The following is a 13,841-nucleotide window of genomic DNA, read 5'->3' as shown; positions in this document are numbered from 1 at the left end:
GGGACGCGCGTTTCATGCAGGAAACGCGCGTCCCTTCCTGCGGTTTTCGGGAAAGCCGGTCAGTGTCGGATTGCAGCGCCTCTGTTGGGGCCTGTTCGACGGTATTTTCAGTTCCTTGCAGATCGCTCTTGATCCTGCGGCGGCACGGCAGTAGATAATTTATCCGACGGCGATGGATTTCCGCCGAGCCTTCGGGCTGAACTGCCCCTTTCGTTTTAATCTCCCCAGTGGAGAGGAAGAAAACGAGAGTGATGGCTGATGATTCCTGCCTTTGTTCCGGTGCGTCTATTCGCTCAGGTCGTTGGAAGGAATCTGCGTGCTTAAAACCCTTATTACCCCCCATCCCCTGCCTTTCCTGAAATCGCTCATCCGCTGGGGTATATTGCTGACGCCGCTCGCACTGGTGGTGGGGACGGTGTGTGCCCTGTTTCTATGGGCGCTTAAAGTGGCGACGCTGACGCGATTTGCCCATCCCTGGCTGCTTTACGGTCTGCCCCTGGCAGGGGTGGCGATGGCCTTGCTCTACTTCTGGTGGGGCGGGCGTGCCGCGAGCGGCAACAACCTCATTCTTGAAGAGATCGAATCTCCCACGGTCGGTGTGCCTCTGCGTATGGCGCCCATGGTATTTCTGGCTACAGTCGTCAGTCATCTGTTCGGCGCTTCCGTAGGGCGGGAAGGGACGGCCATCCAGATGGGGGGCAGTCTGGCCAGCGGCTTTGCGCGCCTGTTCCGGCTCGATAATCGCCAGACCCGTATCATGCTGATTTCCGGTATATCGGCTGGCTTCGGCGCGGTGTTCGGCACACCTGTGGCAGGCGCAGTATTCGGTCTGGAAGTGCTGACCCTAGGACGGCTGACTTATACAGCCCTCCTGCCGGGCGCTTTCGCATCCATCCTCGCCGACTGGACCTGTCGTCAGTGGGAGAGCTGGCTGCATGTTCATCATACCGCCTATCACATGGGTTATGGCGCAGCCATGCTGGCCGGCAATGCCCTCTTCCAGGCAGATCTCTGGCTGCTGGCCAAGATTGCCCTGGCTTCCGTTGCTTTTGGATTGGCAAGCTGGGCGTTTTCAGAAGGGCTGCGTCACGGGACGGTATTGGTAAGCAGGGTGTGCCCTGTACCCTGGCTGAGGCCGGCCCTGGGGGGCACAGCCACTATTGCGCTCGTCTGGTTGGTCGGCTCGCCGGATTATCTGGGGCTCGGCGTTATATCCCCTAATCCTGGCGGCGCTTCCATTGTCGATTTTTTCGGCCCCCAGCATTATCCATGGAGCTGGTTTCTGAAGCTGGTCTTCACGCTGGTGGCCCTGACGACCGGCTTCAAGGGCGGTGAAGTGACGCCGCTTTTCTTCATCGGGTCCGGGTTGGGGAATGCGTTGGCGCCCTGGCTTGGGGTGCCGGTCGATCTGCTGGCCGGCATTGGCTTTGTCGCCGTTTTTGCCGGTGCGGCCAATACGCCCCTGGCCTGTACGATCATGGCGGTCGAACTCTTCGGGGGGGCCAATCTGGTTTATTATGCAACGGGCTGCTTCATCGCCTATCTCGTTTCCGGGCCAACCGGTATTTACCTTTCCCAACGTGTCGAAACGCCGAAAATCTGGCTGGCCTCCTTTCTGCCCGGGCGGACCCTGCGTCAGGGATTGCAGGAAATCGACCGGCTTTGAGAAGGTGCTGCCCTCTTAAGAGGCCCCAGAAGCCCGTTCAGTGCGTAGTGGCGGCAATAAAGGCGGCAACGTTGTCATGGAGGGCCTGCAGGGATTTGGCATCCACATACACCATGTGACCTGTCGGATACTGGTAGGTGCTGATATTGGCCTGCAGCCTGTCAGGAATGGGCAGATGGTGCAGTTCATGCTGCGCCTGATAATAGGGCGTGGCCAGATCGAAAAGGCCGCTGTTGAGCATGATCTTGAGAGTGGGATTGGTTTTCATCGCCATCGCAAGATCAGGCATCACATTGGGGGTGATGCTGGCGTCCTCCCCTCCGGGAAGGGGAACGGAGTGGTGGGTGTCCCAGTGTTCATTGGCGCCTGGTGCGAAGACCCGGTAAGGCACTTCCCCTCCATAATGCAGGGTATTGCGCACGTAGGCATTGAAGCTGGACAGGTAAGCGGAGCTTAGAGCACTTGACTGGGGGTCATATTCCGCTTCCTTGGACATCGGATCCAGACTGGGGCCGGCAAAGCGGGTATCCAGCCGGCCTGTGGTCGTGTCTTCAGCCGCTTCAAGCTGATGAGTGAACATGCCGCCATTGACGCGCAGATTGGCGCGCAGCAGGTACGCGGCAGGAAGGCCTGTATAGCGGTGCAGGCGCTCGGCGATGGCACGTTTGCGCGCCTCCGGCAGCAGGCTTCCTTCCTGCAGCGCAAGCAGATAGTCCGTGCTGGCGAACTGCTCCACTTCCCGCAGGAAAGGGGCGAGCTGGTCAGGGTGTTGGGGCAGGCGATGGTGGTACCAGGCGGTGGCTGCATAGGTCGGAAGTGACAGCACATAAGGCTCGTCATTGCCGGGATTGAATTGCGGGGTGTCCGCATTGTTGTCGTAGCTGAGAATCTGCGAGAGCAGGATCACGCCGTTGAGGTCGATCCCTTCCTCCTGTTCAAGCTCGTTGGCCACCAGGGCTGAGCGCAATGTGCCGTAACTTTCGCCGAACAGATAACGGGGCGATTCAAAGCGGTGATATTTGGCCAGAAAAGCCATGATGAAATGGGTGAAGGCGGCCGCATCGCCGTCAATGCCGTAGAACTCTTTTTCCGCTTTCTTGCCACCGATGCGGGAATACCCTGTTCCGGGTGCATCAATGAAGACCAGGTCAGCCACGTCCAGGAGGGACTGGGGATTGGCTATGAGTGCATAAGGTGGCGGCGGCTGGTGCTCCACACCCGGGGTGGAAACCCGCCATGGGCCGAAGGAGCCCATCTGCAGCCATACAGAGGCAGAACCGGGACCGCCGTTGTAGAGAAAGACAAGCGGGCGTGTTCTGGTGTTGGCGTTGTCACGGAAATAAGCGGTGTAGAACATGGAAGCGATTGGCCCGTTTTCCTTGCCGTCTTTTGAAGCTTTTCCGGGCGCGTTCTGTTGTGGACCGCTCGTGGCGCTGAGATCCCCGCGTTGTTTCAGGACGACACGGGAATCATCATATTTGCGCCCATGCACCAACAGGGTTCCTGCAACAGCATGATAGGCGATAGCCTTGCCGTTGACCTTCAGGGTGCCGGTGGTTGTTACGCTATCCGGTTGCGGACGCGCTGTTTCGCCTGAGTTGTTGGCTACCGGCATTGCAAAAGCCGGAACAGCGCAAAGAGTGAGGGCACTGGAGAAGAGAAGGCGAGACAGGGGACGCATCGGAACTCCTAAGGGCAGACAGATGATGAGCAGTGCTCAGAAAGCGGGTCGCTTCTCCCTTGTGCCCTGAATGAGTTCAGGGGAGAAGGAATATTTTGGTTCCGTAATGTTATGACGATTGCGCTGAGCAGGGTAGCCAGCAGGGAACTGTCAGCCGAAGGAATGATTTGCGTGCATCACTGCAACGCCGACTTCGCGCAACAGATCGAAAGCACGCTGTAGGGGGCGGAAGATTTCCTCATGCTCGCGTACAAATCCCTGGGCCATGGCAGCACCGCCCGGTTCGCCGAAGTCGAGATCGACGATACTGGGGGCAGTGATGGGAAAAAGATCTTCCAGGAGGCTGAGGGCGCGGGGAATGTCGAGGCAGAGAACGAGCGTGGCAATCGCTTCGCGCGTGATGGTACCGCGCGGGCCGAAATAGGGAATGCGGGTGGAAAGGCGCCAGATCCGTTCCATCAGCGCAAATCGGACCGCATGCAGCAGTTTCTCTTCCGCCGCCATGCGTGGCGCCTCCGGCCAGGCACTGCGCAGGGCGATATGATCGCGCTGAATGCTGCGGAACATGGCGGGCAAGTGCTGCCAGAATTTCAGGTCCTCCAGCCCCTGAGCGATGGCCAGGTAATGCGCGCGCTGTTCCTCGTTCTCGCAGTTGGCTGCCCGGTCGAGCCAGGTGCCGGGGTCGAGATGCTGCACGGTGCTGCGCAGAACGTCGAGATCGGAATGAGCGAGGGCCTGGCGGGCGAAGTCCATCTGCTGGCGGAAGCGCTGCGAATTGGCACGCAGCTGTGCAAAGCTTTCAGGGTGGCGCTGGGCCGCTTCCCCCATGCCGTGGACGACATTGGCCCACCAGCCGAGCTGCTGCAGGATGGCATTGTTGGGGATAGCGCGGATCTGGCCCGGATGAGTGATGCGGGTCACGGTCGCCGTGTCGGACTGTCGTGCGGAAGGACGTGAGCCGGTCTTATCGATCAGGGCCGGGCCGAAAGCACTCAGCAGAGCGGTATAGCCCGGATCATCGATAAGATCCCCCATCTTGAGAGCGATCGTGGAGAAGAAATCCACAGCAAAGTCCGGTCGTTCATAGAGCGGGTCTTCTGACGCCGGCAGGACCTTGCTCTCCAGGGCCATGGTTTTGGAAATGTCGTCTTCATCACTGGAGAAATCACAGGCGAATTCCGCCAGGGTGGCGATGGTGGCCTGCGCCAGGGCTTCATTGCCGAAAAGTGTGTAACCGTCACCCCCCTGAAAGGCGCTTTCGATGCGGCAGGGAATACCGGCTTTTCTGAGCGCGCTGCGGGTGTGGGGAGGTGAGAAATAGCCCAGCCGTTCGCGCAGGCTGAAGGGATGGGCGCCGCGCCCGATGCTTTCGCCATGCGTGTCGAACATGAGCAGCGAGACGTCTTCCATCCCGTGTTCCCGAAGCAGGGCCAGGGCACGCAGGCGCAGGCGCTCGACGAGAGTGCCGGCTGCCAGCTGGCCTACGTAGCGTCCGGAATCGGAGTAGCCGAACTGCAGGGAGAGCTTGCCATTGGCCTGCAGGTAATCACGCCAGTGTCGGGAGCGAAAGGCTTCCTCGAGAATGGTCTCGCCGTTTTCAAGCGCACTCTCGGTCTCAAAGAGAGGGGAGATGTCGATCTGGTGGTCCTGAATGCCGAACAGCCGGGCAAGCCAGAGGGTGGCCAGCAGGGTGTAGCCGCTCTCGGTCTCGGCAATCAGGAAACGGATCGGGGAGCCGGCATCAATGTGCTTGAGAATTTGCGCCATGGTCATCATCAGACGCGCTGCTGCACTGGGCTCGACCAGAAGACCGCCGAAATCGACCGGTACAGGCTTAAGGTCAGTCATGGCCTCGTCAATGCGGCTGAGCAGAACGCGCCGCTGTGAAGGTAGGGTCGGATCATCCGTCAGACCCAGCCGGGTCCGCGCCACGTTGTAGATCTGTGCAGCATTGAGGCGCGTATGCATGTGGGACAGACCCAGCCCATGGGCCATGAATCCGGCCCGTGCGGTATCAAGCTGCAACTTGCGTTCCTCGGAAAGCGCCTGGCGGGTCTGCGTGAAGAGCGGGGCCAGTTCACGCGCGTCCAGAAGAGCCGTTTTTTCCAGCGCGATCAGCTGGCGGGCAAATCCGGCAATCGCCTCGGGATCAACCTGACTGCCGGCGGAAGAACGCGGACAGGCCGCATGTTGCTGGCGGGAGGCTTCAAGCGCGGTCAGAACCCGCTGGCCCAGCGCACTGTCTGTCACACCGCAGGCTTCGAGCTGGTCGGCCAGGCGCTCAAGCTGAGCGCATTTCAGTTCCAGGCGAATGCGGATCGTATCCCACCAGCCGATGTCGTTACGACCGTCCGTATCAAACCCTACCCAACTGGCCAGGAGCACAGGCGCAGGCGTCAGCGTCGCTTCAGGCCAGCGTTTGTGGCCGGCGAGCAGGATTTCCCGGTTGAGAACGTCCAGCGCATCGCGCCCCCGTGTTATGGCCTGCAAGGCCAGGCCCAGCTCCTCGGGGAGGGTAGGCGGGCCGGGACGACGATGGGTAGGAAGCTGGGGAATGACGGTTTGCGGATCAGCTGCTTTGCGGCCCAGAAGGGCATAGACGTCGTCTGCCAGCGCAAAGGTGGGATGCGCAGTGAAAACGGCGGCAATACGGGCCTGATTCAGTGCTTGTGGCTCGTCTGCCTGCTCCACAAGCTGCGCTGCGACGTCCTTGAGCCGTTGCGCAGGAGGCGTGCCATCCAGGTCAACATAGCGGCGCAGGGCCTGGGCGCGGCCTTCGAAGTTGCGGTCCCGCAGTTCCCGTACGAGATTTTCCAGCTCCTCCATGCCTTTCCCGCTTTCGCCATGCGCTGCCAGACTGGTGATGAGCTCTGACAGGGTCGTATGGGAATGGGCCGGGTCGGTGACCAGCTGTTGGGTCAGAGCGGTCAGAGAAGGCAGGGAAGAGGTCGCACGGGAAGACGCACGGTGGGTCATGGGTGTCAAGGCTCGCTTCTGTTCCGAAGAACCATTTCCAGGAATAAGGGGGCAATCGTGGGCGGGGAAATGTCCCATGTTCCCTCCATCGACGCAACCGCATTCAGTACTTTATCAGTACTCTTTAGCGGGATAAGCCACAACTGTGTTGCCGGGAAGGGAATCGTGCACTTCAGGCCTGGAAAGAGGGGGCTGCAGATGTCGTTTCAGTGCAGAAAATGCTAGAAGATCTGCATGAACATGCTGGACACAGGAGCGGGTGAAGAAGCTGGCAGGCAGGAGAGCTTTCAGGCCGGGGAAAAGACCGGTGCCGGGAAGACGCAAGCTGTGAACGGGGGCTCCGTGGAAACGGTTGCGCGGAAGATCGCGCCCGGGAAAATGGCGACCCTGCTTCTGGCTGCCATGGGAGGGTTGGCGGTGGGAGCGAGTCTGCCTTTGTGGCAGCGCCTGTACGGTAATCCGCTCTGGCTCGACATGCTGCGCAGCGGCACTCAGGCTGGCGTGGTGGGAGGGCTGGCTGACTGGTTTGCCGTCACAGCTCTGTTCCGGCATCCGCTGGGACTGCCCATCCCACATACGGCCATTCTACCGCGCCGTAAGGCAGAGCTGGGTGAAGCGCTCGGTAATTTTATCGTGCGGCATTTTTTTACAGATGAGGATGTCGGACGTCTGCTGCAGGGACGTGATTTTTCCCGGATGATCGCGCAGGCCCTGGCACGGCCAGAAACTTTTGCCAGCGTGAGTACCGCTTTGCGCAGCGTCATTCCCGGCCTGTGCGAACGTCTAGAGGACGGCCGCAGTGCTGCAGCCTTCAAGGAGATTTTCCCTCAGCTGCTTGCGGGGGTGGACCTCAATCCGCTGCTCATGCGCGGTATGCGTGCCATGGTGGATGAGGATGTGCACCAGGAAGTGTTCTCCTTCTTTCTGGCCCAGTTCAAGGAACTCGTTCTGACCCGCGAGGGCGACGTACGGGACTTCGTGGCAGCCCGTGTGCGTGAACAGGGCGGGCGCTTTGTGGGCTGGGCGCTGGGCGGAACGGTGGCCAATCAGGTGCTGGGCGCCCTCAAGATGGAGCTGGACCGGGTTGATCCCATGGATTCGGAACTGCGTCACGGCTTTACGGGATGGGTGCGCGACAAGATCAACCTGCTGGCCGATGAGCCTGACCGTTCACGCGAACTGATGCAGGATCTGGGGCGTTTTCTGAGCCATGACAGCCTGCGTGAGTGGGGTGGGGGGCTGTGGCAGAGATTGCGTACCATGGCTCTGGAAGACAGCGCGCGCACTGATGGCTGGTGTGCGCAGGCCTGTGACATCCTGCTGCAGCAGTTTATCAGTGCGCTGGAGCAGCAGGGTCCTCTGGCCCGGAAGATCAATCAGACCCTTGTTCAGGGCATTCTGCGGCTTATGCCCGGAATCCGTAAAGAGATAGCCGTGCTGATTCCGCGGGTCGTTCAGGGGTGGGATGGCGAAGGCCTGTCGCGCCGGCTGGAAGCCGGTCTGGGCCGGGACCTCGCTTATATCCGGGTCAACGGCACGGTTGTCGGTTTTCTGATCGGCGCAGCGCTTGAAGGGCTGCTCGGCGGGCTGTTGCGCAGCTGAGAAGTGCCGGTGGCGCCCGGCGCCTAGAAGGAGTAAACTGCCTGCAATGTCCGGTGTTCTTCGGCTTGTTGGAACTTTTCTTCTTTCAGGCCCCGTCTGCCAGAGCCGCGGCTGCGGAAACTGATCTTCACAGATCGGTCCCGGCCGGAATAAAGCTTGACCCGGCAGGCGTGAATGGGTCATCAGGACAAATAAGGACTTATCAGGTCTTGAATGGACCTGTCCTGTAGGAATATGATGGACAGGTCAATTATGATTTTTGCCATGATTCTTGAAAGCCGGGCTTGAAAACCACGTGATGAATTCAGGAACCCCTCTATGTTGAGACTTTCCAAGCTTGCCGATTATGCCGCAGTACTGCTGGTGCGTCTTGGCAAGCTCGGTGAACTGACAACGGCCGTGGCTCTCGCCCAGGAAACCGGCATGCCTGAGCCGACTGTCGCCAAGCTCCTCAAGGCGCTGGCTGCCAACGGGCTGGTGGTTTCCTTCCGGGGCGCGCGTGGCGGTTACCGGTTGGGCGAACCGCTTGAGCAGATCTCCATTGCGCGTGTGATCACGGCCATCGACGGGCCGATCTCCATTACAGCCTGTTGTGATGGTTATGAATGTGCCCATGGCGCGAAATGCGGCCTGTCCGGTCAGTGGGACAAGGTCAACCAGGCGTTGCGGACCGTGCTGGAAAGCATGACCCTGGCCGATATGGGCGCCGGTAAGCCGCAGTCGCCAGGAGGGATCTGCCCTTCGGCCAGTATGCTGACTGATCTGCCAGTGGGGCAGGCAGGTGTCCGGCGTTCGACAGGCCGGGAAACAGTTGAGGCAGAGGACATAAGCCGCTCATGAGGCCGGTTGGCCTGGCATTCTTCAGGGCAATGGTCAAATCAATTTGAAGCCGGCTTGGATACGGGCGCTGAACGGGATTGTAGGAGAAGGAAAGCAGATGCCCGCAGGGTCGGAAACCCGTGAAACGGTCGAAAAGCTCGCCAACTCGAATTACGAGTGGGGCTTTGAGACAGATATCGAGATGGAGCTAGCCCCCAAGGGGCTGAATGAGGAGATCGTCCGTCTGATCTCAACCCGCAAGGGAGAGCCGCAATGGATGCTCGACTGGCGCCTTAAGGCTTTCGAGACATGGAAGGCCAAAAAAGAGCCGCATTGGGCGGATCTGCATTATCCGCCGATAGATTATCAGGATCTGCATTACTTCGCGCAACCCAAGAAGAAGCCTGGTCCCAAATCCCTTGATGAAGTTGATCCGGAACTGCTGAGGACCTACGAAAAGCTCGGTATTCCCCTGCATGAGCGGGAAATCCTGGCGGGGGTTGAAGGGGCAGGTGAAAACCGGGACGAACGGATGCCGGTAGCTGTGGACGCGGTTTTCGACAGTGTTTCGGTGGCGACCACCTTCAAGAAAACGCTGGCCGAGGCCGGAGTGATCTTCTGCCCGATCTCTGAAGCCATTCAGAAATACCCGGAACTGGTCAGGAAGTATCTCGGCAGTGTGGTGCCGGTCGGAGATAATTACTTTTCAGCCCTGAATTCGGCTGTGTTCACGGATGGCTCTTTTGTCTACGTGCCCAAGGGGGTGCGTTGCCCGATGGAGCTTTCCACGTATTTCCGCATCAATGCCCGCAATACCGGTCAGTTCGAGCGCACCCTGATCATTGCTGAAGAAGGTTCCTACGTTTCCTATCTCGAGGGATGCACTGCCCCGCAACGCGATGAAAACCAGCTTCATGCCGCTGTTGTCGAACTGATCGCGATGAAGGATGCCACGATCAAATATTCGACCGTGCAGAACTGGTATCCAGGTGATGAGGAAGGCAAAGGCGGAATCTACAACTTCGTTACCAAACGGGGCATCTGCAAAGGGGAACGGGCCCGGATTTCCTGGACCCAGGTGGAAACAGGTTCAGCCATCACCTGGAAATATCCCTCCTGTATCCTGGCCGGTGCGGGCTCGGTGGGAGAGTTCTATTCCGTGGCTGTCACCAACCGGCGCCAGCAGGCCGATACAGGCACCAAAATGATCCATCTGGCGCCGGACACGCGATCGACCATCATTGCCAAAACCATTTCGGCCGGCAGATCCGACAGCACCTATCGCGGTCTGGTCCGCATGCAGCCCCGTGCCCGGAACGGGCGTAATTTCACGCAATGTGACAGCCTGCTGATCGGCGATCAGTGTGGTGCCCATACGGTGCCGTATATTGAAAGCCGCAACATGACAGCGCGGATAGAGCATGAAGCGACCACATCGAAAATTTCCGATGATCAGCTTTTTTACTGTCAGGCGCGCGGATTTTCAGAAGAAGAGGCGATCGGTCTGATCGTCAATGGTTTCTGCCGGGAAGTGCTGCAGGAACTGCCGATGGAGTTTGCTGTGGAGGCACAGAAGCTGCTGCAGGTCAGCCTTGAGGGAAGTGTGGGGTAACAGGACATGAGCGGATTTCTCGACATTCAGGGACTGAAAGCGCGCGTTGATGCTGACGGCACGCCTGACGGGGTGCCCAAGGACATTCTCAAGGGCGTTGACCTGGTCGTGCCCAAGGGAGAGGTGCATGCCATCATGGGCCCCAACGGCTCGGGCAAGTCCACGCTGTCCTACACGCTGGCAGGCCGCAAGGATTATGAAGTCACCGGGGGACAGGTGACTTTCAAGGATCAGGACCTGCTGGCCCTGTCCCCTGAAGAACGGGTGGCGCTGGGCCTGTTCCTGGCTTTTCAGGGGCCGGTCGAGCTGCCCGGGGTCAACAACGCCAATTTCCTGAGAACATCGCTCAATGCGGTAAGGCGTGCGCGCGGCGAGCCGGAGCTGGATGCGGTCAGTTTTCTCAAGCTCGTCCGGGCGGAGATGAAACAGCTTTCCATTCCTGAAGAAATGCTCAAGCGCGCCGTGAATGTCGGCTTTTCAGGCGGGGAGAAGAAACGCAACGAAGTTCTGCAGATGCGTCTGCTGCAGCCTTCTTTCGCCATTCTCGATGAAACCGACAGCGGGCTCGACATTGATGCGTTGCGGATTGTGGCTGAAGGGGTGAATTCCCTTCGCAATCCGGATTTTTCGGCTCTGGTCATCACCCATCATCAGCGCCTGCTGGATTATATTGTTCCCGATCGCATTCATGTCATGGCGAAAGGCCGTATTATCCACAGTGGTGGTCTGGAGGTTGCGCACGAGCTGGAAAAGAACGGATACCGCAAATATCTGGAGCAGGCTGCATGAGCGAAAAGGCCACTCTTCCGGTCTCGCAGGAAACAGCCAGCCAGGCAGCCACCAGCGCGGGGTGGCTTTCCTTTTCCGAGCGGGCGCATGACGGCGCCCTGCTGCCAGGCGCACATTTCCCAACCCGCAAGGATGAGGCCTGGCATTACACCTCCCTGCAGATGCTGGGCAGAACAGCCTGGAAAGAGCCGTGCCCCATGGCGCTGCAGAAGGCGCGTGCCTTTCTGGACCGTCTTGAACTGCCTGAAGCCCAGGGTTTGATCGTGTTCGGCAATGGCTTCGAGGTGCCGGAGCTGACCTGGCTGCCACAAGGCGTCAGACGACTGTCTTCCACATCCTCTCGGTCTGATTCTTCTCTGCCGGTTGATATGCAGAACTGTTTTTCCGAGCAGCTGAATGCCGCGCTGTGTCAGGAAGGGCTGCGTCTGCAGGTGCCAGAAAATCAGGATGCGGGACTGATAATCATGGTCAGCCTGCATGACGGCGCTGACATGTCGACGCATCTGCGCCATGAATTCCTCCTGGAGAAGGACGCGGCGCTGCAGGTGCTGGAAATTGCGACAGGGGTCGGTCATTACCTGGCCAATCCCGTGACGCGCGTGACCTGCAGCGCAGGGGCACGGTGCCTGCACGTCAAACAGCAGAATGAAAGCCCGCAAGCCGTGCATCTGGCCCTGCTTGGCAGTGTGGTTGAAGAAGGAGCCGTTTACGATGGTTTCACCCTCAATCAGGGCAGCGAGCTTGGGCGGCATGAGGTCAGGGGGGTGCTGGCGGGTGCGCATGCGCATACCCAGGTCAATGCCCTGCAGGTGGTGGGCGGAGACAGGCTTAACGATCTGACCTCCCGTATCCGCCACCAGGCACCGGACTGTACTTCACGCCAGACAGTGCGCAGCGTTCTGGACGAAAAAGGGATTGGCGTGTTTCAGGGGCAGATTCTGGTGGAACGCGCAGCTCAGAAGACGGATGGCGAGCAGTTGAACCAGGCGCTGCTGCTTTCGGAAGAAGCCCAGATCAACAGTAAGCCTGAGCTCCGTATCTTTGCTGACGACGTCAAATGCAGCCACGGTGCGACGGTCGGAGCGCTTGACGAGGATCAGCTCTTTTTTCTGCGCGCACGTGGCATTGCCGAACCCCAGGCGCGCGCCATGCTGGTGGAGGCCTTCCTGGAGGAAAGCCTGGCTTTGGTGAAAGAGACAGAATTGCGTGCTTACCTGACGCGGTGCCTGCGAGCTTCCCTGCCTGGAGCCGGCGCGCCGGCATGCCGGTTGGAAGAGGAGGGCTGATTAAATGACCATCTCCAGCCAGCCAGACTCTCATCGAGTTTCTGAAGTGCCAGCACCCATGACAGGGCCCGAGCTGGAACGCAGGACTGAGAAAGTGCGTGCTCAGTTCCCGATTTTGAGTCAGAAAGTCAACGGCAAACCCCTGGTTTTTCTCGACAGTGCCGCTTCCGCCCAGAAGCCGGATTGCGTTATCAACACGCTCAGTGAAGCCGCCCGCGAATGCTACGCCAATATCCACCGCGGGCTGCACAGCATGAGTGAGCGTACAACGCAGTCTTATGAAGCTGTGCGCCATGATGTGGCGCGTTTTATCAATGCGCCGGATGCACGTGGGGTGGTGTTCACCTCAAACAGTACGGCTGCCATTAATCTCATCGCTCATACTCTGGGCAGCCAGCTCAGGCCGGGGCAGGCTGTGCTGATTTCGGAGCTGGAGCATCACGCCAATATCGTGCCCTGGCTGATGCTGCGCGAGAGGCTGGGCATCGAGCTGCGTGTCGTGCCGATGAACGCGCAAGGGGATCTTGATCTGGAAGCCTATGAGCGCTTGCTGGCTGACGGAAAAGTGGCGCTGGTATCGCTGACACACATGTCGAACGTTCTGGGCACCATCACGCCCGCCAGGAAGCTGGCCCGGCTTGCCCACGCTCATGGGGCCAGGATCCTGTTTGACGGCTCACAGGCCCTCGTTCATCGCAAGGTGGATGTGCAGGCGCTTGAAGCGGATTTTTACGTTTTTACCGGCCATAAGATCTATGGACCCACGGGGGTGGGCGTGCTCTGGGGCCGCCATGAGCTTCTGCAGGAACTGCCACCCTTTATGGGCGGCGGGGAAATGATCCGATCCGTTTCGTTTGAACGGGCAACCTGGGCGGATGCGCCCCACCGCTTTGAAGCAGGCACACCGCCCATTCTGGAAGTGATCGGCCTGGGAGCTGCCATCCGCTTCATGGAAGAGATGGGCCCTGCCTATCTGCAAGGTCATGAACAGGCTCTGCTGGGTCATGCTGAGCAGGTGCTGGGTGACATCAAGGGTCTCAGCATTCTGGGAAGCCCGGCGGAACGTGGCGGGGTGTTGTCCTTCACGCTTGAAGGGACGCACCCGCATGATCTTGCAGTGCTGCTCGATCAGCAGGGGATCGCCATCCGTGCCGGTCAGCATTGCGCTGAACCCCTGATGCACCGATTGGGGGTGCAGGCAACGGCCCGGGCGAGTTTTGGCGCCTATACGACCCCACAGGAGATCGATGCCCTTGCAGCGGGACTGGAGCGTGCCCGCAGCCTGCTGACATGAGCGGGGATTCGGACCTGCCCGAAGGCCCGGCTGTTACAGGCAGACAGATTATGAAAGATTTCCCGGCAGCAGAAGAGCGCCAGCAGGAGGGCGGCATGAGCATTTCCACCCCGAAA

Annotated in this window: 9 protein-coding genes and 1 riboswitch; of the genes, 7 read left to right on the top strand and 2 right to left on the bottom strand. The window is 59.5% G+C overall.

Going from position 1 to position 13,841, the window contains the following annotated elements; translation table 11 throughout:
• The first annotated feature begins 159 nt into the window (after nt 1-159).
• Nucleotides 160-275, top strand: a riboswitch (Fluoride riboswitch).
• 41 nt (nt 276-316) lie between these two features.
• Nucleotides 317-1,666 carry a voltage-gated chloride channel family protein gene (locus E3E11_RS00775; RefSeq protein ID WP_141450736.1) on the top strand — a complete coding sequence of 450 codons (1,350 nt, stop codon included), beginning with the start codon at nt 317-319 and terminating at the stop codon, nt 1,664-1,666.
• A 37-nt stretch (nt 1,667-1,703) separates the two neighbouring features.
• Here E3E11_RS00775 and E3E11_RS00770 read toward each other — a convergent pair whose 3' ends face one another.
• Both E3E11_RS00770 and E3E11_RS00765 read right to left on the bottom strand, forming a co-directional pair.
• On the bottom strand, nt 1,704-3,347 hold the full coding sequence (locus E3E11_RS00770) for a S10 family peptidase (RefSeq protein ID WP_141450735.1): 1,644 nt from the start codon (nt 3,345-3,347) through the stop codon (nt 1,704-1,706).
• 150 nt (nt 3,348-3,497) lie between these two features.
• The gene (locus tag E3E11_RS00765) at nt 3,498-6,323 is read right to left on the bottom strand and encodes a phosphoenolpyruvate carboxylase (protein ID WP_195804969.1); all 2,826 of its coding nucleotides are present in this window, start codon (nt 6,321-6,323) and stop codon (nt 3,498-3,500) included.
• Between the two features lie 234 nt (nt 6,324-6,557).
• Between E3E11_RS00765 and E3E11_RS00760 the strand changes: the two genes are divergently transcribed.
• The 6 genes from E3E11_RS00760 (at nt 6,558) to E3E11_RS00735 (ending at nt 13,725) form a co-directional block, all read left to right on the top strand.
• Nucleotides 6,558-7,925 (top strand): DUF445 domain-containing protein, encoded by a 1,368-nt coding sequence (locus tag E3E11_RS00760; RefSeq protein WP_231118935.1) that lies wholly within the window; start codon nt 6,558-6,560, stop codon nt 7,923-7,925.
• A gap of 318 nt (nt 7,926-8,243) precedes the next feature.
• Nucleotides 8,244-8,765, top strand: coding sequence for an SUF system Fe-S cluster assembly regulator (locus E3E11_RS00755; RefSeq protein ID WP_141450733.1), 522 nt, complete (start codon nt 8,244-8,246; stop codon nt 8,763-8,765).
• Nucleotides 8,766-8,862: 97 nt separating this feature from the next.
• On the top strand, nt 8,863-10,356 hold the full coding sequence (gene sufB / locus E3E11_RS00750) for a Fe-S cluster assembly protein SufB (protein ID WP_141450732.1): 1,494 nt from the start codon (nt 8,863-8,865) through the stop codon (nt 10,354-10,356).
• A 6-nt stretch (nt 10,357-10,362) separates the two neighbouring features.
• Nucleotides 10,363-11,145, top strand: a complete 783-nt coding sequence (gene sufC / locus E3E11_RS00745; protein ID WP_141450731.1) for a Fe-S cluster assembly ATPase SufC — start codon at nt 10,363-10,365, stop codon at nt 11,143-11,145.
• On the top strand, nt 11,142-12,431 hold the full coding sequence (gene sufD, locus E3E11_RS00740) for a Fe-S cluster assembly protein SufD (protein ID WP_141450730.1): 1,290 nt from the start codon (nt 11,142-11,144) through the stop codon (nt 12,429-12,431). Before sufC ends, sufD begins: the two co-directional genes overlap by 4 nt.
• A gap of 58 nt (nt 12,432-12,489) precedes the next feature.
• Entirely contained in the window at nt 12,490-13,725 is a 1,236-nt protein-coding gene (locus E3E11_RS00735; protein WP_141450729.1) for an aminotransferase class V-fold PLP-dependent enzyme, read from the top strand.
• Nucleotides 13,726-13,841: the final 116 nt, after the last annotated feature.

The sequence above is a fragment of the Oecophyllibacter saccharovorans genome (assembly GCF_006542375.1).
GTDB classification, from domain to species: domain Bacteria; phylum Pseudomonadota; class Alphaproteobacteria; order Acetobacterales; family Acetobacteraceae; genus Oecophyllibacter; species Oecophyllibacter saccharovorans.
Note: the sequence above shows the minus strand (reverse complement) of the source record. Positions and strands in the feature narration are given on the sequence as shown.

Bases quoted from the DNA above. Each gene is read 5' to 3' on its own strand.
- E3E11_RS00765 (WP_195804969.1), bottom strand. From the start codon at position 6,323: ATGACCCACCGTGCGTCTTCCCGTGCGACCTCTTCCCTGCCTTCTCTG.
- E3E11_RS00760 (WP_231118935.1), top strand. From the start codon at position 6,558: ATGAACATGCTGGACACAGGAGCGGGTGAAGAAGCTGGCAGGCAGGAG.
- sufB (WP_141450732.1), top strand. From the start codon at position 8,863: ATGCCCGCAGGGTCGGAAACCCGTGAAACGGTCGAAAAGCTCGCCAAC.
- E3E11_RS00735 (WP_141450729.1), top strand. From the start codon at position 12,490: ATGACAGGGCCCGAGCTGGAACGCAGGACTGAGAAAGTGCGTGCTCAG.
- E3E11_RS00755 (WP_141450733.1), top strand. From the start codon at position 8,244: ATGTTGAGACTTTCCAAGCTTGCCGATTATGCCGCAGTACTGCTGGTG.
- sufC (WP_141450731.1), top strand. From the start codon at position 10,363: ATGAGCGGATTTCTCGACATTCAGGGACTGAAAGCGCGCGTTGATGCT.
- E3E11_RS00770 (WP_141450735.1), bottom strand. From the start codon at position 3,347: ATGCGTCCCCTGTCTCGCCTTCTCTTCTCCAGTGCCCTCACTCTTTGC.
- sufD (WP_141450730.1), top strand. From the start codon at position 11,142: ATGAGCGAAAAGGCCACTCTTCCGGTCTCGCAGGAAACAGCCAGCCAG.